This window comes from Microvirga sp. TS319, assembly GCF_041276405.1.
Lineage (GTDB): Bacteria > Pseudomonadota > Alphaproteobacteria > Rhizobiales > Beijerinckiaceae > Microvirga.
Map to the genome: position 1 here is coordinate 1,728,483 of NZ_JBGGGT010000002.1, position 21,549 is coordinate 1,750,031.

The following is a 21,549-nucleotide window of genomic DNA, read 5'->3' on the forward strand; positions in this document are numbered from 1 at the left end:
GGTCCGATGCTCCCTTCTTAGAGCAGCGCATTGTTCATTGCGGAATACCGGGTCCACCTTTCCGCACGATGCTCTAGGTGCAAAAGAGATAGGCCCCGGAACCACCCGGGGCCTTTTTGTTGAGATGCGGCTTTGAAGATCGCCTTGGAAGAGAGGGGAATGCCCGGGCCGCTCACCCTCTCTTCGCAGGCCCCGTTTCGACCGGCAGGTCCTCCCGCGATCCCCATTCGGACCAGGATCCGTCATAGATCGCCTTTGCGGGATGCCCCAGGGTCTCGAAGGCGACCGAAAGAACGGCCGCCGAAACGCCCGAGCCGCAGCTTGCGATGATGGGGCGGTCGAGATCGAGGCCCGCCTCCCGGATCGCCCGCATGAGACTGGCCTTGTCCTTGAGGCGTCCGTTCTCCACGATATCGCCCCACGGAAGATTGAGGCTGCCGGGAATGTGTCCCGACCGGAGGCCGGCCCTCGGCTCCGGTGCCTCACCCCTGAACCGGTCGGCAGCGCGTGCATCGATCACCTGCGCGGAGTTCGAACGAACCGCATCGTGAACGACGGCGGCGTTCGCGACGGCGGCCGCATTGAAGGAGGGCGTGAAGGTTCGATGGGCGCGGGGCTGCTCCGGCCCGGTTTCGATCGGCCGGCCCTCCGCCTTCCAGGCGGGAAATCCTCCTTCGAGAATAAAGACCCGGGGAGCGCCGAAGATCTGGAACATCCATCGCACGCGCGGAGCGGAGTAGAGGCCGATGCCATCGTAGACGACGATGGTCATGTCCTGACTGATGCCCAGCTTTCCCACGGCTTTCGCAAAATCCTGGGGCGAGGGGAGCATATGCGGCAGGGACGAGGCGGTGTCCTTGACCGTGTCGATGTCGAAGCGCACCGCGCCTGGAATGTGGCCCGCCAGGAATTCTGCCTGCGGATCGCGATTCTGCGCCGGCAGATACCAGGAACCGTCGACGATCACGACATTCGGATCGTCGAGATGCTCCTGCAGGCGCTCGGGTGAAACGAAGGGAGGGGACATGGGAATGCTCCTGGCGGTGTCCTGTCGATGAAATAGCGCTTCAGTCCACAAGGGACAGGCGAACGCGGCGGTTCTGCTTGCCCTTCTTCTCGATGTCGGTGACGAGGGCCCGGCCGATCTCGCCGGTGCGGCGCACATGCGTGCCGCCGCAGGGCTGAAGATCGATTCCCTCGATCTCCACGAGGCGCACCCGGCCCGATCCGCGCGGGGGTTTCACCGACATGGTCTTCACGAGACCGGGATTCGCATCGAGCTCCTCGTCCGTGATCCAGCGCTCCGTGACGGGCGCATCACGCGCGATCAATGCGTTCAGACGGTCGGTCAGCTCGGCCTTGTCGAGACCCGCATCGGGAATGTCGAAATCGAGGCGTCCGTCGCCGTCGCCGACCGCGCCGCCGGTGACCGGATAAGGCAGAACGACGCTCAGGACGTGCAGCGCGGTATGGACGCGCATGCGCTTGAAGCGACGCTCCCAATCGAGTTCGATCTCGACGTTCTCTCCCTGGGAAAAGCTCGAGGCGGCCTCCGGGCCCACCAGATGAACGACCTGCGAGCGGTCGGAGCCGTAAACCGTGTTGGTCACGGTGACCGAATCGCCGTTCCGACGCCGGATGAAGCCGACATCGCCCGGCTGGCCGCCGCCTTGAGCATAGAACACGGTCCGGTCGAGGATGACGCCACCCTCGGGCGTCACATCGAGAACGGTCGCCGTGCAGGAACGGGCATAGGCATCGTCGCGAAACAGGAGAGTGGTGGCGGTCATGGTCAATCCGGGAGACGAGGATGCGGGAGCGTTCCCGCGCAGGGATCCCGATGCTGCTGGAAACCAGAGGGTCGGGTCAAGCCGTCGACGGATCGGGCTTTCGGTGTTGCGCGGACATTTGAGCACCTGAGCGTTTCCGTCCCTGAGCCCGCAAACGATGGTGCGGGTGCATGATTCCAGCGCGGGTGTGGATAAGTCTGCGAAGTCGTTTCATCGTCGAGGACAAAAAAATCCGGACGAACGACCGCTCCCACCGGATCACGGACGAAAATTGCGCCGTCTTTCGTGAGGACCATCGGAATTTCGCTCCGCAATTTGTGAATCGGGGCTGTCATTCCATCGAGCGATGGCCTTGGGTTCGAACCTGCGGGCCCTTTCGAACCTGCGAGGTGCCGTGGATGTGCGATGAGACTTGCGATGAGACTTGGTCGCATCCGGGAAATGGAATCGTCACGGTCCCATTGAGGGCAGGGGCACGATGCGACGGGATCGGTGGCTCGGCAACGGAATGTGCGGACAAGGGCAATCGCCACGCTTGCCGGCATGCGTGCCTGCAGAGGCCAAAGGCCAGCTTACAGGGAGAAAACCGAGTTCTTCGTGATTGGGGAGAGAAATTGGCTCCGGCGGTAGGATTCGAACCTACGACCAACGGATTAACAGTCCGCTGCGCTACCGCTGCGCCACGCCGGAATAAGCCATACCTTCGAGAGGCGGTGCCTCTCTATCGCCAGGGCTGCCGGAGCAGCTCTCGTCGGCGACGGTGCGTGGCATATAACACGGGTTTGGCGCGTTGCAAGCCCCTTTCGTCGGCGATCTCGCAAAACGGGCTGTTGCTCTTTGGGAGGGCACTTGCTATGAGGCTTCCGCCGCAGTCGCGGTACGCCCCGGATGGCCTCGTGGCGGAGTGGTTACGCAGAGGACTGCAAATCCTTGCACCCCGGTTCGATTCCGGGCGAGGCCTCCAAGTCGAATTTCTGAAGGCAATCCCTATGGTCGATTTCTCGCAAGCGCGCCGAATGATGGTTGATAGCCAGCTGCGCACTTTCGATGTGAACGACATCTCGCTGCTCGATGCCATGGGCAGCGTTCCGCGTGAGACGTTCGTTCTCCCCGGCCGTGAGGGGCTTGCCTATATCGACCAGGACATCCTGATCGATGAAGGTGCCGCCCGCCGGTACATGCTCTCCCCGATGAACTTGGGCCGCATGATTCAGGCTCTGAGCGTCGTGGCCGGAGACAAGGCCTTGGATGTGGCCTGTGGTCGCGGTTATGCCTCCGCCGTCCTCGCCGAGCTCGGCGCCCAGGTGACGGCGCTGGAATCGGATGAGGCTCTCGTCGTCGAGGCGAGGAACAGCCTTGCGGCTGCCGGCTTCGATGGCGTCGAGGTGGTGATGGGCGCTCTCGATCGGGGGCACCCGAAGAATGCTCCCTATAACGTTATTCTGATCAATGGTGCGGTCGATCTGCGTCCGGACGGGCTTCTGGAGCAGTTGGCTGATGGCGGCCGCCTGGTTTGCGTGAAGGGCCGCGGCCGCGCGGCGCGCGTGACGCTTTATGTGCGCACGGGCAATGTGTTCGGTGAGCGGACCCTGTTCGACGCGGCGGCTCCCGTGCTCGCGCCCTTCGTGCAAGAGCCCGGTTTCACGTTCTAGCGCATCGTGTGGCCCTTCGGGCCCGCTCAGGCGAAGCGCTCCTCAAGTCTATATTCTTGAGTATCTTTTCAGGCAAAACCGGTTCCCACTTTCGTGCTCGATGCTCTCGGAGGGAGTATCGGGGTCAGCCCCCCAAAGTGGATGCCACTTTTGGGTCCGTTGCCCTGGTCCCGGTCTCTAAATCCTTAATATCCTTTAAATCCTTCGAGAAAGGTGTCGCTTTTTTGCGCCACCTCGCTGCTAAAATGCCGTTGCGAGCTGTGCGTTATTGCCGACTCGGCCGTGATGGGTATTGTTGCGCTTTAAATCGTGCGAGGCTTGTGAATCGGTTTCGCTCGTGAGTTTTTTGGTATCTTGGGTCGTTAGGCAGGTCAGCGTGAACGGGAAGCAATCCAGCAGGCAGAATCGCATCCTCCTCGGGGCCATGACCTCCGTGTTCGTTTTGGCGGCTGCGAGCAACGTTTCGGCCGAGACGCTGGAAAGCGCTCTGGCCAAGTCCTATGGCAACAACCCCAACTTGAACGCTCAGCGCGCCAGCGTGCGTGCGACGGATGAAAACGTCGCCCAGGCGAAGTCCGGCTATCGCCCGACGATCACCGGCACGGCCGATATCGCGCGCACTTATTCCAACTATGACAGCCGCACCCCGTCGACGATCTTGGGCGGCGGGGAGCAAACCACGATCCTCACCCCTCGCGGCTTCGGGATCGAGGTCAACCAGACGGTCTTCGACGGCTTCCGGACGGACAATTCCGTGCGCCGGGCCGAATCCGGCGTCCTCGCGGCCCGCGAAGACCTGACCACGACGGAGCAATCCACTCTGGTCAATGCCGCTACGGCCTACATGGACGTGCTGCGGGACACGGCGATTCTCGACCTTCAGCGCAACAACGTCGAGGTCATCGACGAACAGCTCCGCCAGACCCGGGACCGGTTCAATGTCGGCGAGGTGACCCGGACCGACGTGGCCCAGGCGGAATCACGTCTGGCGGCCGCCCGCTCGCAGGAAGCCCAGGCCGAGGCCAATCTGCGGGCGAGCATCGCGCGCTATCGGCAGTTCGTGGGCGTCGAGCCGCGGCAGCTGGCGCCCGGGCGGCCCCTCGACAAGCTCACTCCCGGTTCGCTGGATAGGGCGCTCAAGGTCGCTTTCGGCGAGCATCCGGCCATCAAGGCGGCCCAGCACCAGGTCGACGCGGCCGAACTCCAGGTCAAGATCGCGGAAGGCGCCCTGGCTCCGCAGCTCGGCGTCACGGCCTCCGTCTCCCAGCGCTACGACACCCGGATCGGCAACGACGAGAACCTCATCGCCTCCGCCGGGGCTCGCCTGACGGTTCCCATCTATGAAGGCGGTCAGGCCTATTCCGCCACGCGGCAGGCCAAGGAGCAGGCCGGTCAGGCTCAGCTCCAGGCCGACTGGGTCCGCGATCAGGTGCGCGCCGCCGTCGTCTCGAACTGGGGCGCTCTCGAAGCGGCTCGCGCGCAGATCCAGGCGGCCCAGGCTCAGATCGATGCCGCCGAAACCGCTCTGAGCGGTGTCCGCGAGGAAGCCCGGGTCGGCCAGCGCACCACCCTCGACGTGCTGAACGCCCAGCAGGAGCTTCTCACGGCGCGCGTGAACCTGATTCAGGCGCAGCGCGATCGCGTCGTGGCCTCCTATCAGCTCGTCAGCGCGATGGGTCGCCTCAATTCCCGCGCCCTGGGCCTCGCCGTGAATCACTACAGCCCCAAGGTTCACTACGATCAGGTCAAAGATCTCTGGATCGGTACGACGACGCCTGACGGTCGTTGATAAGTATCGGGGCTGGAACGGTTTGGTTCCGGCCCCGCTTGTTTTCTGCGGGTTTGCGTAAAATACTCATAATATTCTCGATAAAGAGATTCTAAGAACTCTATTTTACTGGGTGGGGCGATGGGTTCGATGAACCTGAAGGCTAACGAGCCGTCGATGGATGATATTTTAGCATCCATCCGCCGGATTATTTCAGAGGATCCCGAGCCTAGCGCAAGCGAGTCCGACCCGACGCCGTTGCAAACCGTTCTCGACATCGCCGAACGCCACGTATCATCCGGCTTTTATTCCGGCACCTTACCTGAGCCTGCCGGGGAAGAATGGCCTCTTGCCCAGGAGGGGCCGTTCCGGAGCGAGCCCTCCTACGCCCGCGCAAGGGACAGTGAAGAGGCCGCGAAGCCCGTTCGATCCGTGCCCTCCGAAAGGGCGGCTGCTCAGGCCTTCTCGCAGCCTTGCGAGCGGAATCCGGGCGAGGCCCTGATGTCCCGCGCGGCCGAAACATCGGTCTCCGAGGCTTTCGCCCAACTGGCGGCGGCGCGTGCGGCAAGCCGGTCGCCGACGATCGAGGAGCTGATGAAGGAAATGCTCCGCCCCATGCTCAGGGCGTGGCTCGATGAAAACCTTCCTGACCTCGTCGAACGCCTCGTCCAGGCCGAAATCAAGCGCCTGACGCGAGGCTAAGCTTGAAGTTTTCGTCCATCGGTTGACTTCCCTCGATCCGTCCGGTTTGTAGCCGTCTTGCTTGCGCGTTTGGCGCGCCAACAGGCCGGTACCACATCATGATGGACAAGACGTTCGACCCCGCTTCCGTCGAAGCACGCATCGCCACCCGTTGGGAGGAGGCCGAGGCCTTCAAGGCCGGACGGCCCGATCGTAAGGGCGCCGACCCTTATTCCATCGTCATTCCGCCGCCGAACGTAACCGGCTCGCTCCATATGGGGCATGCCCTCAACAACACGATTCAGGACATCCTCTGCCGCTTCGAGCGCATGCGCGGGCGCGACGTGCTCTGGCAGCCGGGCACCGACCATGCGGGCATTGCCACCCAGATGGTGGTCGAGCGCCGGCTGATGGAAAAGCAGATCCACCGCCGCGAACTCGGCCGTGAGGAATTCATCAAGCGCGTGTGGGAGTGGAAAGAGGAGTCCGGCGGTACCATCGTGCGCCAGCTCAAGCGCCTGGGCGCCTCCTGCGACTGGTCCCGCGAGCGCTTCACCATGGACGAGGGCCTGTCAAAGGCCGTCCTCAAGGTGTTCGTGGATCTCTACGGCCAGGGGCTGATCTACAAGGACAAGCGCCTCGTGAACTGGGACCCCAAGTTCCAGACCGCGATCTCCGACCTGGAGGTGATGCAGGTCGAGGTGAAGGGCAATCTCTGGCATATCCGCTACGCCATCGAGGGAATGCCCGACCGCTCGATCACCGTCGCGACCACGCGGCCCGAGACGATGCTCGGCGACGTCGCGGTCGCCGTGCACCCGGAGGACGAGCGCTACAAGGACCTGATCGGCAAGTTCGCCGTCCTGCCCCTGGTCGGCCGCCGCATTCCGATCGTCGCGGACGAGTATTCGGATCCCGAGAAGGGCACGGGCGCGGTGAAGATCACGCCCGCGCACGACTTCAACGATTTCGAGGTCGGCAAGCGCCACAAGCTGCCGCTGATCAACATCTTCGGCACGGAGGCGCAGCTCGCGCTCTCCGGCAACGAGAGCTTCCTTGAGGGCCTCACCGAGACGGACGACCTGAAGGCGGTTCTCGCCCTCGACGGCCTCGACCGCTTCGAGGCTCGCAAGCGCATCGTCGCCATGCTCGAGGAGCGCGAGATCCTCGTGCAGATCGAGCCGCACACCCATACGGTGCCGCATGGCGACCGCTCGAACGTGGTCATCGAGCCCTATCTGACCGACCAGTGGTACGTGAACGTGAAGCCGCTGGCCGACCGCGCGCTCGACGCCGTGCGCAAGGGCAAGACCAAGTTCGTGCCCGAGAACTGGGAGAAGACCTACTTCCAGTGGCTGGAGAACATCGAGCCGTGGTGCATCTCGCGCCAGCTCTGGTGGGGCCATCAGATCCCGGCCTGGTATGACGACGAGGGCAACGTCTTCGTGGCGCATTCGGAAGAGGACGCGAAGGCTCAAGCCCGCGCCAAGCATGGCCACGACGTGGCGCTCAAGCGCGACGAGGACGTGCTCGACACCTGGTTCTCCTCCGCGCTCTGGCCGTTCTCGACGCTCGGCTGGCCGGACGAGACGCCGGAGCTGAAGCGCTACTACCCGACCAATACCCTGGTCACGGGCTTCGACATCATCTTCTTCTGGGTCGCCCGGATGATGATGATGGGTCTGCACTTCATGGAGGAAGTGCCGTTCGACACGGTCTATATCCACGCCCTCGTCCGCGACGAGAAGGGCGCGAAGATGTCGAAGTCGAAGGGCAACGTCATCGACCCGCTCGACGTGATCGAGCAATACGGCGCGGATGCACTGCGCATGACCCTGTCGGCCATGGCGGCGCAGGGACGCGACATCAAGCTGTCCGTGCAGCGTGTCGAAGGCTACCGCAACTTCGCGACCAAGATCTGGAACGCGGCGCGCTTTGCCGAGATGAACGAGTGCAAGCGGGTCGACGGTTTCGATCCCAAGGCGGTCGGGGAGACGCTCAACAAATGGGCGCTCAGCGAATGCGCGAAGGCCATCAACGAGGTCGCCGCCGGCATCCAGGCCTACCGCTTCAACGAGGCGGCGCTCGCGGCCTATCGCTTCGTGTGGAACGTGTTCTGCGACTGGACGCTGGAACTCGCCAAGCCCGTGCTGCAGGGTGCCGATTCTCCGGCCAAGACGGAGACCCGCGCCACGATCGCGTTCATTCTCGATGAGATCTGCAAGCTGCTTCATCCCTTCATGCCCTTCCTCACGGAAGAGCTGTGGGACGTGAAGGGGCAGGAGGGGCCGAAGCGTGAGACGGTCCTGGCGCTGGCGCCGTGGTCGAACCTCGATCATCTCATCGACGGCCAGGCCGAGGCCGAGATCGGCTGGGTGGTTGACCTCGTCAACGAGATCCGCTCCGCCCGTTCCGAGACGAACGTGCCCGCCGGCGCGCAGATCCCGCTTGCGCTCGTCGCGTCCTCCGCCGACGTGAAGGCCCGGGCGGACCGCTGGGGCGATATCGTGAAGCGTCTCGCGCGCCTCTCCGAGATCTCCTTCGTCGACGCGGCGCCGAAGAGCTCGATCCAGCTCCTCATCCGCGGTGAAGTGGCGGCGCTTCCGCTGGAGGGCGTGATCGACCTCGATGCCGAGCGCGCGCGTCTCGCCAAGGAGATCCAGAAGCTCGACGTCGATATCGGCAAGATCGACGCGAAGCTCGGGAATGCCGACTTCATCAAGCGCGCCCCCGAAGAGGTGGTCGACGAGCAGCGCGAGCGCCGCGAGGACGCTCTCGCCCGCAAGACCAAGATGGAAGAGGCGCTCGGGCGTCTGAAGGACGCCTAGAGCATCGGACGCAAAAGTGGGAACCGGTTTTGCGTGAAAAGATGCTCAAAACATAGACTTAATGCATCGGACGTGAGTTCGACTTCGCGTCCGATGCTGTAGAGCATCGTGCGGACCCGGCGGGCCGCGCTAGAGCATCGTGCGGAAAAGTGGATCCGGTATTCGCTGACGCGGCCCCTTGGGTCCGCTCAAACAATGCGGTGCTCCGTCGGAGGAGCATCGTCCCCGTCATGCCCGGCCTTGAGCCGGGCATCCACGTCTTGATGGCTCATCGGCTCCGAAGACGTGGATGGCCGTAAACCAAGTGCGGGCATGACGTGAGAGCCGACACGACGGGAGCGGCATCGGACGTCGAATCGAACTCACGTCCGATGCTTTGACATTTTGATTGTGAGCATCTTTTCACGCAAAACCGGTTCCCACCTCCCGCGTTCAATGCTCTGATGGACGAGGCCTCCCAGTGCCTCGTCACACCACGAAATCCGCCAGCAGCTTTATGTTGAGCACGACGATCACGGCCGCGACCAGGCCGGCGACGGCCGTGAGCCAGCGGGGCGTCACGAGGTCGCCCATCTTGGAGCGCGAGGCCGTCAGGGTGACCAGCGGGATGACCGCGAAGGGGAGCTGAAGGCTGAGGATCACCTGGCTCAGGATCAGGAGTTTCGCCGTTCCGCCCTCGCCATACGCGATGGTGACGGCGGCGGCCGGAATGATGGCGATGCCGCGCGTGATGAGGCGGCGCATCCATGGCGCGATCCTGAAGTTGATGAAACCCTCCATGACGATCTGACCGGCCATCGTGGCCGTGACGGTGGAGTTCAGACCGCAGCAAAGCAGCGACAGGCCGAACAGCATGGGGGCAATGGCGGTCCCGAGAATGCCGTAGAGCAGGGTATGGGCCTCGCCGATTTCGGCGATTTCGGTGCGGCCCGTGTGGTGGAAGGCGGCCGCCGCGAGGATCAGGAGAGACGCGTTGATCGTGAGCGCGAACATGAGCGCCACGGTCGAATCGAGCGTCGCGAAGCGCAGCGCCTCGCGCTTCTCGGGCAGAGACTCGCCATAGGCGCGCGTCTGCACGATGCCCGAATGGAGATAGAGGTTGTGCGGCATCACCGTCGCGCCGAGGATTCCGAGTGCGAGGTAGAGCATGTCCGGATCGGTGACGATCTGGGTCGTGGGAGCGAAACCGGCGACGACTGCGCCCCAATGAGGATCGGCCATGACGATCTGGATGCCGAAGCACACGGCGATCACTCCGAGCAGGGTGATGATGAAGGCTTCGACCCAGCGGAAGCCGAGGTTCTGCAGATAGAGAATGAGAAATACGTCGAGCGCCGTGATGACGACGCCGATCTCCAAAGGAATCCCGAACAGGAGGTTGAGGCCGATGGCCGTACCGATCACCTCTGCGAGATCGGTGGCGCAGATGGCGAGCTCCGCCAGAACCCACAATCCCCAGGCGACGGGCTTCGAATAGGCGTCGCGGCAGGCCTGGGCGAGGTCGCGTCCCGTGGCGACCGCCAGCCGGGCGCACAGCGACTGCAGGATGATCGCCATGACGTTCGAGATCAGGGCCACCGACAGCAGAGCATAGCCGTATTTCGAGCCGCCCGCGATGGAGGTGGCCCAGTTGCCAGGGTCCATGTAGCCCACGGCCACGAGGTAGCCCGGCCCGAAGAACGCCATGGCTCGCCGCCAGGGGGACCCTGAGCGGACCTTAATCGAACGGTTCACTTCAGGCATCGACGGCAGGTTGCCTTCCTGACGCCAGGCTGCCTTGCGGACGAGGGAGATGGGGGGAGATTGATCCATGGCCTATTCTGCAGTTGCAAGTCATTTGCAAGTAAAGGGTAGACCGGGCTCTCCCACCGCGCAAGAGGGCATTCACAGGGGAATTCGAGGGTGGGCAAGAGCTCATTGGAATGAGACCGAACCTGCGCCAGACCGACGACACACGGAAGCGCCGGTTCCGGGCCGCGGGATGACGCAGCGGCAGCTGTTCGAAGATGACAAGCCGCCTAGGTTTTGCTCCAGTGCATCATGTGGATAAAGGGGCCGGTTTTTCGCCCAAACGATGGGCCCTTAAGTCTATGATCTTGAGCGTCTTTTCGCGCAAAACGGGTTCCCGCTTCCCGCGTTCGACGCTTGAGGAAGGCGGCATCGGACCCAATCCCAAAAGTGGATTCCCCTTTTGGGTCCGATGCTCTAGCTGTTGATCGACCGAACCTGAATTCGGACCGGAAAGGATGACCATGCTCGAGAGTGTCCTCATTGCCAATCGCGGCGAGATCGCCTGCCGGATCATCCGCACGGCGCAGCGCTTGGGGATGCGCACCATCGCGGTCTATTCGGAGGCGGACGCGAACGCCCTGTTCGTGCAGATGGCGGACGAGGCCTACCCGATCGGCCCCGCGCCCGCCCGCGAGAGCTATCTGCGGATCGACAGGATCATCGAAGTCGCCAAGCAGGCCGGGGCGGCCTCCATTCATCCCGGCTACGGTTTTCTGTCCGAGCGCGCCGAATTCGCCGAGGCCTGCGCGGCCAACGGCATCGTCTTCGTCGGGCCGCCTGCTTCGGCCATCAGGGCGATGGGCCTGAAGGATGCCGCCAAGGCGCTCGTGCAGCAGGCGGGCGTGCCGGTCGTGCCGGGCTATCACGGTTCGAAGCAGGATCCCGATTTCCTGCGCCAGAAAGCCTACGAGATCGGTTATCCGGTTCTCATCAAGGCCGTCGCGGGCGGTGGCGGCAAGGGCATGAGGCGCGTCGACAAGGCCGCCGATTTCGATGCCGCCTTGGAGAGCGCGCAGCGCGAAGCCGCGAGCGCCTTCGGCGACCCGCGCGTGCTGGTCGAAAAATATATCCTGTCGCCGCGCCATATCGAGATGCAGGTGTTCGCCGATGCGCACAGCAACGTGGTGCATCTCTTCGAGCGCGATTGCTCGCTCCAGCGTCGGCATCAGAAGGTGATCGAGGAAGCGCCCGCTCCCGGCATGACGCCTCAGATGCGCCACGCCATGGGCCAGGCGGCGGTCGAGGCCGCGCGCGCCGTGGGCTATGTGGGCGCAGGCACGGTGGAATTCATCGCCGACGGACGCGAGGGCCTTCGCCCCGACCGCTTTTATTTCATGGAAATGAACACGCGCCTGCAGGTGGAGCATCCGGTGACGGAGGCGATCACCGGGCTCGATCTCGTCGAGCTGCAGTTCCGCGTGGCGTCCGGCGAGCCGCTGCCCTTCGCGCAAGGTGACCTTTCCGTCGACGGTCATGCCGTGGAGGCCCGCCTTTACGCGGAGGATCCGGAAAAGGAGTTCCTGCCGTCGACGGGCAAACTCTGGGCTCTGGAATTTCCAGACGGCGAGGGCATTCGTATCGACACGGGTGTCGAGGCGGGTGCCGAGGTGACGCCCTATTACGATCCGATGATCGCGAAGGTGATCGCCCATGGCGCCACGCGCGATGAGGCACTGTCGAAGCTCGCTGACGCGCTCGGGCAGACGATCGTCGCCGGACCGAAGACCAACACGGCGTTTCTGAAGAAGCTCTGCGAGGCTCAACAATTCAGGGCAGGGCACTTCGACACCGGATTCATCGAACGGAATCTGGAAGAACTCGGCGCGCAACCGCGACCCGTTGACGAGGTCGCCGCTTCTTTCGGCGCCGCGGCCTTGATTTCACGAGAGATAGACCGATTGCGGATGTCCGAGCATCTGACGAACGATGAGCCGTCGTCGCCCTGGTCGCAGCCCGACGGATTCCAGCTTCTCGGAACGCGCAGCGTCGGCATGGTGCTGCGCGTGGACGGCGAGCGCGTGGAGGCGCGCGAAGTGTTCAGCGCCGACCATTCGGGCGTCAGCACGGTCGCCGTGGGTCAGAGCGATCCCTGGGCCGACGAGCAGATCGACCGTGAGGTCGATACGCCTCACGGTGTCTACATTTTCCGAGACGGACGCCAGACGCTCGTGCAGCCTTACGATCCCTTCGACGTCGACCTCGATCACATGGACGAGGGCGGCTCCGTGAAGGCGCCGATGCACGGGAAGCTCGTGGCCGTGTTCGTGCAGCCGGGCGAGAAGGTCGAGAAGGGGCAGCGCCTTGCGGTCGTCGAGGCGATGAAGATGGAGCACGTGCTCGTGGCGCCCTCCGACGGCGAGGTGGCGGAGATCGCCGCCGAGCCCGGCGCGCAGGTTGCCGAAGGTGCCCGTCTCATCGTGCTGAAGGCAGAGGAGAAATAGGCAGAAGGGGCTCGTCTCATTGTCCTGAAGGCAGAAGAGGAATAGGAGTGCGGCGGAACGCCTGATAGGCGTATCCCCATCCGCATGGTTCAACGCTGACATGGCTCTTCACCTCATCAAACTCTGCGTAGGCTGCGAGTCCATCACCGATCTCGAGGAATGGATCGAGGAGAACCGCGCCCATCATCGGCGGCTCGGACGCGACTACGAACAGACGCACACCACCCGCATGATGCCCAAGCGCGTGGAAGAGCTTCTCGACGGCGGTTCCCTCTACTGGGTCATCAAGGGCCAGGTCGCTGCGCGCCAGACGCTCCTGGATGTGCGCGCTTTCACCGACGCCGATGGCATCGGCCGCTGCCGGCTCGTCCTGGATTCCAAGGTCGTCGCCGTGGAGCCGCGTCCCTATAGGCCGTTCCAGGGATGGCGTTATCTGGCCGCGAAGGATGCGCCGCGCGATATCGACGTCAAGGCGGGCGATCTTGCCAAGATGCCGGAGGACATGCGACGGGAATTGGCCGAACTCGGTCTGCTTTAACCTATGTGAATCCGGAGAGTGTCATGAGGCTGCCGACTCTTCTCGCATCGTCACTGCTCATGACGGCGGGACCCGCACTCGCCAAGGAGTGCCGCATCCCGGATCCGAAGCCGGGACAGGTCCTTCAGATTCCGCCCGAATGCAAGAATGTGGTGGAACCCAGGCCGAAGGCGGAAGCGCTGCGGAGCGAGCCGGGCGCCATCGATTTCGGGAACGGAACGACGGTGCGCATCGGAGGCAGCGTGCGCGTGGAAACAGGCTGGCGCCGTTAGACTTTTTTGCTGAGGAACATCTTGGAACTCCGCTGGCTGGATTCGCATTGGCCTTACAGTTCAGTAGAGTGGAGGTTCCGATGCTCCTGTCCGCATCCGAAGGCCGGCACTGGCGTTATGAAGTCTGTGAGCACGAGGACGGATATCTCGTCCAGATGCGCGATCTGACAACGGGGGAGCTGGACGACGATTTCTCCACGATCTTCCGCACTCTCCCGGTTGCATTCGCCTATGCCGAGATGTCGGCCGCGTACGAACGCTACGCTGCCTGCGAGCTCGAGCAGGTCGAGGACAAGGAGATCGAAATCGACGTGGAGATCACGGAGCGCCATTTCATCGACCTGAGCGACCGTCTGCACGATTCGGGCATCAACGGTGTCGTTATTCAGGCCTGGGAGCGGGAGAGCCAGCGCGGATCGGTCCGCCTCCTCCACTGAATCGTCATACGGACATTCCGGTTCTGTCGAGGCCGGTTCCACGAAAGTGGGGCCGGCTTTGTCGTGAAAGAAGCCCTCGACGATTTACAAGTGCCTCGTCCCAGCCCACATCATGAGGTGGGAATGGACACATGATGCTGCTTTTTGGAATTGCGGCGGCCGCCCTCGTGTGGTGGCTGCTCAAGGTTTTCGCCCGCTCGGAGACGGTTGCCGTGGCCAAGGCCGTGAAGGTCGTCGGAGGGATCGCGGCCCTCGGCGCGGCGGTGGCCATCGGGGCCAAGGGACAGATCGCCACAGCCCTCCTGGTGGGTGGCCTCGGCGCCTGGATGCTTGGCTGGAGCGGATTGCCGCTCCCCGGTCCCTTGGGCCGTTTTCAGAAGGCCGCCGGCCGGTATTCGCGGATCCGGTCCGCCATGATCGAGATGGAGATCGACCATGCGACGGGGGGAGTAGAGGGCAGCGTCCTGGCCGGCGCCTTCGCCGGGCGGCGGCTGTCGAGCCTGGGACCTGAGAACCTGCGCCGCCTCTACGACGAGTGCGGCGCTCTGGATCCCGACGGGATTTCGCTCCTAGAGGCTTATCTTGATCGCCGGTTTGCCGGCTGGCGTGAAGACGCTCAGGGAGATCGAGACACGCGGACGCGCACCCATGCGCATTCGGGCGTAATGACGGAAGATGAGGCCTATCAGATCCTGGGGCTTAAGCCGGGAGCGAGCCTCGACGAGATCAGACATGCGCATCGCACGCTGATTAAGAAGCTCCATCCTGACCAGGGAGGGACGGCGTATCTCGCCGCTCGCGTGAATCAGGCGAGAGAAGTCCTGTTGAGCCGACATCGCTGATACTCCACGCGCGATCCGGATTTTGATGAGTGCGACGGAGCAGACACAACGCACCGTCGCCTATTGATTAAAACGGCGAGAGATTAAAACTTTGTCAGCCGCGGGAGGCGAAGCAGTTCAGGCCGCCTTTCTTGAGCGCCTTGCAGGCCTTCTCGGCATCGCCCGATTCCTTGAAGCCGGAGAAGCGGGCGCGGTAGAGCGTGCCGCCGTTCGAGACTACTTTCTCGGTGTAGGGAGAGACCCTGCCGAGGACATTGCCGAACCGGCCGCGGGCGGAGTCCAGGATGTCCTTAGCCTTGCCCTCGTCGTCGGTCGCGCCGAGCTGGATCACCCAGCCGCTGACGGTCTTCTTGGGCTCGGGAAGCTCGACCTTCAGGGAGGCGACCTTCGTCAGCTCGGGCTGGGCCGAAGGCGCGGGCTTGGTCGCGATCTTGGCCTGAAGGGCTGCCTTCTGGGCATCCGAGATCTTCGGGGGCTGCGCCGGAAGCGCCGCATAGGCCTGGGCGTTCAGCGGCAACGGCTCGGAGCCCTTCTGCCAGCGGATGGACGATGGGGTGGTGGTGGAACTCGCGCCGGTCGCGGAGGCCACCACCGGACGCAGGGTGTTCAGGTCGAGCGGCTTGCGCTCCGGAACGGGGACCGGCGCGGGAGCCTCGGGGGCGACCATGGCCTGCGGCGCTGCCGAGGCGACCTGGACGGGAGCAGGGACGGGTGCCGCCTCGGCCACCTGGGTCTGAGCGCCGCGCTCGACCACGGGCGGCGCCACGCGGCTGCCGGCATAGGCGCGGGGCAGGTAACTCTCGATGAGGCCCGCCATCTTCTGGTCGCGCGAGCCGGCCGAGCGGCCGCCGAGAACCACGGCCACGAGGCTGCGGCTGTCCGTGTTGACCGATGTCAGCAGGTTGAAGCCGGAGAGGCGGGTATAGCCGGTCTTGATGCCGTCGACGCCGTTGAACTGGCCCAGAAGCCTGTTGTGGCCCCGGATCGTGCGCTTGCCGAACTGGAATGATCGGGTGTCGAAATAGGCGAAATATTTCGGAAAGCGGTCCTGAATCGCGCGGCCGAGGATCGAGAGGTCGCGCGCCGTCGTGATGTTCGGCGGCGTGTTCGGCAGGCCATGCGGATTGTAGAATTCCGACGAGTTCATGCCGAGTTCCTTGGCCTTGCGCGTCATCATGCGTGCGAAGGCCTCTTCGGAGCCGGCGATGTTCTCGGCCACCACGACGGAGACGTCGTTGGCGGACAGGGTCACCATGGCCTTGATCGCGTCGTCCACCTCGATCGTCGAGCCCGGGCGCAGGCCGAGCTTGGTCGGGGGCTGGCTCGCCGCGTATTCCGAGACGGTGAGGGGGGTATTCAGGGCCATGCGGCCGCGTTCGAGCTGCTCGAACAGCAGGTACAGGCTCATCACCTTGGTGATGGAGGCGGGGATGCGGGGCGCGTCGATGTTCTCGCCCTGGAGGATCTTGCCGGTCTTTGCATCCACGACGATGGACGCGGAAGGAGGAGCGTAGCCGCCTCCCGAGGAAACCTTGCGGCGCGCGGCTTCAGCAGGAGTGGACAGGGCTATGGCGACCGAGGTGACAATACCAATAAACGTCCATGCAGTTCGGCGTCGTACCCAAACCGAAGTCATACTGAAAATCCCTGTTGAGTTGGGTTTTTTGCCTCCGCGACCGGTTCTCCAAACGGAGAATGTTGCCGGCGCAACACATTGTCCGACCGTACGAGAGTGAGGTTACGAGGCCGTTAACAGGGATTGCTCCGGTTGAATAGTTTTTGTGCGATGCACAAAAAACTTGACGAATTTTGTGCGGTGCACATAATGGGGCCCGCTACTGTTCGTCGGCATGTGCCGGCACCAAACGCCTTACAGTCGAGGTTAACTATGATTCAGCCTTTCGCAAACTTGCAGAAGTTTGGCCAGGAGAACCTGGAAGCTGCCTACAAGGCCGCAGGTGCCTTCTCCAGCAATGCCCAGGCGATCGTCAACGAAACCGCCGAGTTCGCCCGCAAATCCTTCGAATACAATTCCGAGACATTCGAGAAGCTGACTGGCGTCCAGAACGTCGAGAAGGCCATCGAGGTGCAGGCCGCCTATGTGAAGGATGCCTGCGATAGCCTTATCGGCCAGTCGACCCGGATGGGCGCCCTCTATACGGCGCTGGCGACCGAGACCTTCAAGCCCTTCGAGGGCCTTCTGTCCAAGGCCGTCAAGGCTTGAGACCAGGTCCGATCCGTCTCATCGGTCCCGAACGGAGCGCCCGGCCACCATGCCGGGCGCTTTGCGTTTGAGGGTCGCGGAACGAGGGACTCCGGGCGGCTTCACGGGAGAGCGGGAAGATGTCGCGCTTTCAAAAGCCGGTTCACGTCTCCATCTGGTTGATCTAGCGAACCGAATGGAGCGACTATACATTTGGCTCGAGGCGCTGCGGCCCGGCGGAGACGCGGGGTGCGCGGGAGCCGAGGGCGATAACAAGGGGTCGGTCGAAATATCATGCTGCGGTTAGCTCAGGACAGTCTGATCCGGACGAAGCGGTTGCCACTCTCCGCTGCCGGCGGGTCACAGCCCCCTGGCGGCGACGATGATGGTCGCTCGAACACGGCCATCATCACAAAAGCTAAACCGCGGACGAAACGGCCGAACCTTTACCGCGTTCTTCTTTTGAACGACGATTACACCCCGATGGAGTTCGTGGTGCATGTGCTGGAGCGTTTCTTCAATAAGAACCGCGAAGATGCGACCCGGATCATGCTGCACGTGCATCAGAACGGCGTCGGGGAGTGTGGAGTTTTTACCTACGAGGTTGCGGAGACGAAGGTGACCCAGGTGATGGATTTCGCCCGTAAGCACCAGCACCCTCTGCAATGCGTCATGGAAAAGAATTAGCCGAGACCCGTCTCATAAAGGACAAGCCGTTGCCGAGCTTTTCTCGCAGTCTGGAACAAGCCCTTCACCGAGCTCTCGCTCTCGCGGGTGAGCGCCGACACGAATATGCAACTCTCGAACATCTTCTCCTTGCACTGATCGACGACCAGGATGCGGCCGCCGTCATGCGGGCCTGCAATGTCGATCTCGAAGTCCTCCGCCGGAACCTGGTCGATTACGTCGACAGCGAACTCGCCAATCTGGTGGCCGACGGCCGCCAGGACTCCAAGCCAACGGCCGGTTTCCAACGTGTGATCCAGCGGGCGGTGATCCATGTCCAGTCCTCGGGCCGTGACGAGGTGACCGGCGCGAACGTGCTCGTCGCGATCTTCGCCGAGCGCGAGAGCCACGCTGCCTATTTCCTGCAAGAGCAGGACATGACCCGTTACGATGCCGTGAACTACATCAGCCACGGCATCGCCAAGCGCCCTGGCCTCGCGGAAAGCCGCTCGCCGCGCGGCGCGGAGGAGGAATCCTCCAGCGAGCGCCCCACCCAGGACGAATCCGATGCGCGCGGGAAGAAGAAGGGCGACGCCCTCGATTCTTACTGCGTCAACCTGAACAAGAAAGCGAAGGAAGGAAAGATCGACCCGCTCATCGGCCGCGAGGCCGAGGTGCAGCGCACGATCCAGGTTCTCTGCCGCCGCCAGAAGAACAACCCGCTCCTCGTCGGTGATCCCGGCGTCGGCAAGACCGCCATCGCGGAGGGCCTTGCCCGCAAGATCGTGCAGGGCGAGGTGCCCGAGGTTCTCAAGGGCGCGACGGTCTTTGCCCTCGACATGGGCACACTGCTGGCCGGCACCCGCTATCGGGGCGATTTTGAAGAGCGCCTGAAGCAGGTGATGAAGGAGATCGAGCAGCACCCGAACGCGATCATGTTCATCGACGAGATCCATACTGTGATCGGCGCGGGGGCCACCTCCGGCGGCGCGATGGACGCCTCGAACCTGCTCAAGCCCGCGCTTGCCCAAGGGACCCTGCGGTGCATCGGCTCGACGACCTACAAGGAATACCGCCAGTATTTCGAGAAGGACCGCGCCCTCGTCCGGCGCTTCCAGAAGATCGACGTGAACGAGCCGTCGCTGCCGGATGCCATCGAGATCGTGAAGGGCCTGAAGCCGTATTTCGAGGACTTCCACAAGCTCAAATACACCAACGAAGCCATCAAGGCGGCGGTGGAACTGTCGGCCCGCTACATCAACGACCGCAAGCTGCCGGACAAAGCGATCGACGTGATCGACGAGACCGGCGCGTCCCAGATGCTCCTGCCCGAAGGCCGCCGCAAGAAGACCATCGGCATCAAGGAGATCGAGGCCACCATCGCCACCATGGCCCGCATCCCGCCCAAGACCGTGTCGAAGGACGACGCGGAGGTGCTGGAGCACCTCCAGGAGACCCTGAAGCGCGTGGTCTACGGCCAGGACAAGGCCATCGAGGCGCTGTCCTCCGCCATCAAGCTGGCCCGTGCGGGCCTGCGCGACGCGGAGAAGCCCATCGGCTCCTATCTCTTCGCCGGCCCTACGGGCGTCGGCAAGACGGAGGTGGCCAAGCAGCTCGCGGCCTCGCTCGGCGTCGAGCTCCTGCGTTTCGACATGTCGGAATACATGGAGCGGCACACGGTCAGCCGCCTGATCGGCGCGCCTCCCGGCTATGTGGGCTTCGACCAGGGCGGTCTCCTGACCGACGGCGTCGACCAGCATCCGCACTGCGTGCTCCTCCTCGACGAGATCGAGAAGGCGCATCCCGATCTGTTCAACATCCTGCTCCAGGTCATGGACCACGGAAAGCTGACGGATCACAACGGCAAGCAGGTCGATTTCCGCAACGTGATCATCATCATGACCACGAATGCGGGCGCCGCCGACATGGCCCGCCCGGCCTATGGCTTCACCCGCACCAAGCGCGAGGGTGAGGACACGGAGGCGATCAACAAGCTCTTCACGCCGGAATTCCGCAACCGTCTCGACGCGGTCATATCCTTCGGGCATTTGCCGAAGGAGGTGGTGCAGAAGGTGGTCGAGAAGTTCGTCATGCAGCTCGATGCCCAGCTTGCCGAACGCAACGTGTCCATCGAACTCACGGACGAGGCTCGCGACTGGCTGGTCGAGCACGGCTACGACGAGGCCATGGGCGCCCGCCCGATGGGGCGTCTGATCCAGTCCACCATCAAGACCCCCCTCGCCGACGAGGTGCTGTTCGGGCGCCTGAAGAGCGGCGGCGCGGTCAAGGTCGTGGTCAGGACGGACGAGATCGGCCTGCAGAGCCTCGGCTTCGAGTATGTCGAAGGCCCGGTCAAGCCGAAGCCAGAAAAGGATGTGACGAATGCCGGGAAAAAGAAGCCCCGCGCCAAGTCGTCCTCCAAGACGAAAAAGTCCGTGAAGCCAAAAGGATCCGGTGGTAATGGGGGCGGAGGTATCCGCACCGTTCCCAAGGTTCCGTTGGTTAGAGCATGACGAATGAGCTGAATGAGGCCCCGATCGAGGCCACCCGGATCATCGAGCCGCCGCCGAAGCCGTCCTGGCGCGAAAAGCGCGAGCGGCGCCGGCGCCGGCGGGTGTGGTTCGAGGAAATCCTCGGATGGGTCCTGGTCCCGGCGATCATCGTCGGCTGCTACTGGTCCCTGAAGGCGGGACTGGCCGCGATGGGGTCCTCTCCCGAGGCCCTCATGGAGGGTTTTAGGACGCTCACGGACGCTCTCTGACAAGAGGGTTGGGACGACGCTTTTGATGAAGCCGCATCGACGCCCTCGGGTGCCGGTGCGGCTTTCGTCTTTCAGGTGCGGAGTCCGGCCTTGGAAGCCGGGTCCACTTTTTCGCACGAGCGATGCGCTCGTTCCGAGGAGGAAGCATCGACTTGATCCTAAAAGTGCAAATTCACTTTTGGGTCCGATACTCTGGCAAGACACTTACCTAAGGTAATGGCAACGTGACGAAGCTGATCGGTCTCTCGGGAAGTCTGCGCCAGGCCTCATACAACGCGGCATTGCTGCGAAGCGCATCGGGATTGATGCCGGAAGGAGCCGACCTGGTTGTCGAAACCATCCGGGGGATCCCGCTTTACGACGGGGACGTGGAGGCTGCCGAAGGAATACCTGAGCGTGTGGCCGTCTTGAAGGACGCCATCGCGGCTGCGGACGGGTTGCTCCTGGTCACGCCGGAATACAACAATTCCATTCCCGGCGTTTTCAAGAACGCCATCGATTGGCTTTCGCGGCCGGCCGCCGACATCCCGCGTGTGTTCGGCGGCAAGCCGGTTGCCGTCATCGGGGCTTCTCCCGGTGGCTTCGGCACGGTGCTGTCCCAGAATGCATGGCTCCCCGTCCTACGGACCTTGGGTGCGGACCTTTGGTCGGGCGGCCGCCTGATGGTGTCCAGGGCCCAGAGCGTCTTCAACCAGGATGGAACCCTTGCAGACCAGAGGATCGAGGAGCAGCTTCGGACATACCTCCAGGGGTTCGTTGCCTATGCCGATACCATGCGCAAGAGGTCGTCCGCCCCCTGATCCTACAGCATCGGACGTGTAATCGAACCCGGATCCGATGGACTCTTTCCGGGAAGGAAGCATCGGATCGATCCCGAAA

18 protein-coding genes and 2 tRNA genes are annotated in these 21,549 nt (G+C 63.3%); 15 read left to right on the forward strand and 5 right to left on the reverse strand.

Annotated elements, in window-relative coordinates; all coding sequences use genetic code 11:
• Positions 1 to 172 precede the first annotated feature (172 nt).
• From sseA to AB8841_RS17550, 3 genes are all read right to left on the reverse strand, one after another.
• Positions 173 to 1,027 (reverse strand): 3-mercaptopyruvate sulfurtransferase, encoded by an 855-nt coding sequence (gene sseA, locus AB8841_RS17540; RefSeq protein ID WP_370437107.1) that lies wholly within the window; start codon positions 1,025 to 1,027, stop codon positions 173 to 175.
• A 40-nt stretch (positions 1,028 to 1,067) separates the two neighbouring features.
• Positions 1,068 to 1,790: an alanyl-tRNA editing protein gene (locus tag AB8841_RS17545; protein ID WP_370437108.1), complete on the reverse strand. Its 723-nt coding sequence runs from the start codon at positions 1,788 to 1,790 to the stop codon at positions 1,068 to 1,070.
• Positions 1,791 to 2,405: 615 nt separating this feature from the next.
• Positions 2,406 to 2,480 (reverse strand) — tRNA-Asn (locus AB8841_RS17550).
• Between the two features lie 200 nt (positions 2,481 to 2,680).
• Between AB8841_RS17550 and AB8841_RS17555 the strand changes: the two genes are divergently transcribed.
• The 5 genes from AB8841_RS17555 to AB8841_RS17575 all read left to right on the forward strand — a co-directional run bounded on the left by AB8841_RS17555 (position 2,681) and on the right by AB8841_RS17575 (position 8,719).
• A tRNA-Cys gene (locus AB8841_RS17555) sits at positions 2,681 to 2,754 on the forward strand.
• A gap of 25 nt (positions 2,755 to 2,779) precedes the next feature.
• Entirely contained in the window at positions 2,780 to 3,442 is a 663-nt protein-coding gene (locus AB8841_RS17560; RefSeq protein WP_370437109.1) for a protein-L-isoaspartate O-methyltransferase, read from the forward strand.
• Positions 3,443 to 3,866: 424 nt separating this feature from the next.
• On the forward strand, positions 3,867 to 5,231 hold the full coding sequence (locus AB8841_RS17565; protein WP_370439297.1) for a TolC family outer membrane protein: 1,365 nt from the start codon (positions 3,867 to 3,869) through the stop codon (positions 5,229 to 5,231).
• A gap of 156 nt (positions 5,232 to 5,387) precedes the next feature.
• Complete coding sequence (locus AB8841_RS17570) at positions 5,388 to 5,912, forward strand: PopZ family protein (protein ID WP_370437110.1); 525 nt, start codon at positions 5,388 to 5,390, stop codon at positions 5,910 to 5,912.
• Between the two features lie 98 nt (positions 5,913 to 6,010).
• Positions 6,011 to 8,719 carry a valine--tRNA ligase gene (locus AB8841_RS17575; RefSeq protein WP_370437111.1) on the forward strand — a complete coding sequence of 903 codons (2,709 nt, stop codon included), beginning with the start codon at positions 6,011 to 6,013 and terminating at the stop codon, positions 8,717 to 8,719.
• 468 nt (positions 8,720 to 9,187) lie between these two features.
• Here the strand turns inward: AB8841_RS17575 and AB8841_RS17580 are convergent, their stop codons facing one another.
• On the reverse strand, positions 9,188 to 10,462 hold the full coding sequence (locus AB8841_RS17580) for an Nramp family divalent metal transporter (RefSeq protein WP_370439298.1): 1,275 nt from the start codon (positions 10,460 to 10,462) through the stop codon (positions 9,188 to 9,190).
• A 509-nt stretch (positions 10,463 to 10,971) separates the two neighbouring features.
• Between AB8841_RS17580 and AB8841_RS17585 the strand changes: the two genes are divergently transcribed.
• The 5 genes from AB8841_RS17585 to AB8841_RS17605 all read left to right on the forward strand — a co-directional run bounded on the left by AB8841_RS17585 (position 10,972) and on the right by AB8841_RS17605 (position 15,040).
• Positions 10,972 to 12,951, forward strand: a complete 1,980-nt coding sequence (locus AB8841_RS17585) for an acetyl-CoA carboxylase biotin carboxylase subunit (protein ID WP_370437112.1) — start codon at positions 10,972 to 10,974, stop codon at positions 12,949 to 12,951.
• Between the two features lie 100 nt (positions 12,952 to 13,051).
• Entirely contained in the window at positions 13,052 to 13,489 is a 438-nt protein-coding gene (locus AB8841_RS17590; RefSeq protein ID WP_370437113.1) for a DUF1489 family protein, read from the forward strand.
• Positions 13,490 to 13,512: 23 nt separating this feature from the next.
• Positions 13,513 to 13,761 (forward strand): hypothetical protein, encoded by a 249-nt coding sequence (locus AB8841_RS17595; protein ID WP_370437114.1) that lies wholly within the window; start codon positions 13,513 to 13,515, stop codon positions 13,759 to 13,761.
• 80 nt (positions 13,762 to 13,841) lie between these two features.
• Positions 13,842 to 14,198: a hypothetical protein gene (locus AB8841_RS17600; RefSeq protein ID WP_370437115.1), complete on the forward strand. Its 357-nt coding sequence runs from the start codon at positions 13,842 to 13,844 to the stop codon at positions 14,196 to 14,198.
• A gap of 131 nt (positions 14,199 to 14,329) precedes the next feature.
• A complete protein-coding gene (locus AB8841_RS17605) occupies positions 14,330 to 15,040 on the forward strand; it encodes a DnaJ domain-containing protein (protein ID WP_370437116.1) in 711 nt (236 codons plus the stop codon).
• Between the two features lie 94 nt (positions 15,041 to 15,134).
• On the opposite strand, the gene AB8841_RS17610 is transcribed toward AB8841_RS17605, so the two are convergent.
• Positions 15,135 to 16,676, reverse strand: coding sequence for an SPOR domain-containing protein (locus tag AB8841_RS17610; RefSeq protein WP_370437117.1), 1,542 nt, complete (start codon positions 16,674 to 16,676; stop codon positions 15,135 to 15,137).
• 252 nt (positions 16,677 to 16,928) lie between these two features.
• Between AB8841_RS17610 and AB8841_RS17615 the strand changes: the two genes are divergently transcribed.
• The 5 genes from AB8841_RS17615 to AB8841_RS17635 all read left to right on the forward strand — a co-directional run bounded on the left by AB8841_RS17615 (position 16,929) and on the right by AB8841_RS17635 (position 21,470).
• Positions 16,929 to 17,264 carry a phasin family protein gene (locus AB8841_RS17615; RefSeq protein ID WP_370437118.1) on the forward strand — a complete coding sequence of 112 codons (336 nt, stop codon included), beginning with the start codon at positions 16,929 to 16,931 and terminating at the stop codon, positions 17,262 to 17,264.
• Positions 17,265 to 17,537: 273 nt separating this feature from the next.
• On the forward strand, positions 17,538 to 17,930 hold the full coding sequence (clpS, locus tag AB8841_RS17620) for an ATP-dependent Clp protease adapter ClpS (protein ID WP_370437119.1): 393 nt from the start codon (positions 17,538 to 17,540) through the stop codon (positions 17,928 to 17,930).
• Between the two features lie 29 nt (positions 17,931 to 17,959).
• Positions 17,960 to 20,422, forward strand: a complete 2,463-nt coding sequence (gene clpA, locus AB8841_RS17625; protein ID WP_370437120.1) for an ATP-dependent Clp protease ATP-binding subunit ClpA — start codon at positions 17,960 to 17,962, stop codon at positions 20,420 to 20,422.
• Positions 20,419 to 20,670: a hypothetical protein gene (locus AB8841_RS17630; RefSeq protein ID WP_370437121.1), complete on the forward strand. Its 252-nt coding sequence runs from the start codon at positions 20,419 to 20,421 to the stop codon at positions 20,668 to 20,670. Before clpA ends, AB8841_RS17630 begins: the two co-directional genes overlap by 4 nt.
• Positions 20,671 to 20,894: 224 nt before the next feature.
• Positions 20,895 to 21,470, forward strand: coding sequence for an NADPH-dependent FMN reductase (locus AB8841_RS17635; RefSeq protein ID WP_370437122.1), 576 nt, complete (start codon positions 20,895 to 20,897; stop codon positions 21,468 to 21,470).
• Positions 21,471 to 21,549: the final 79 nt, after the last annotated feature.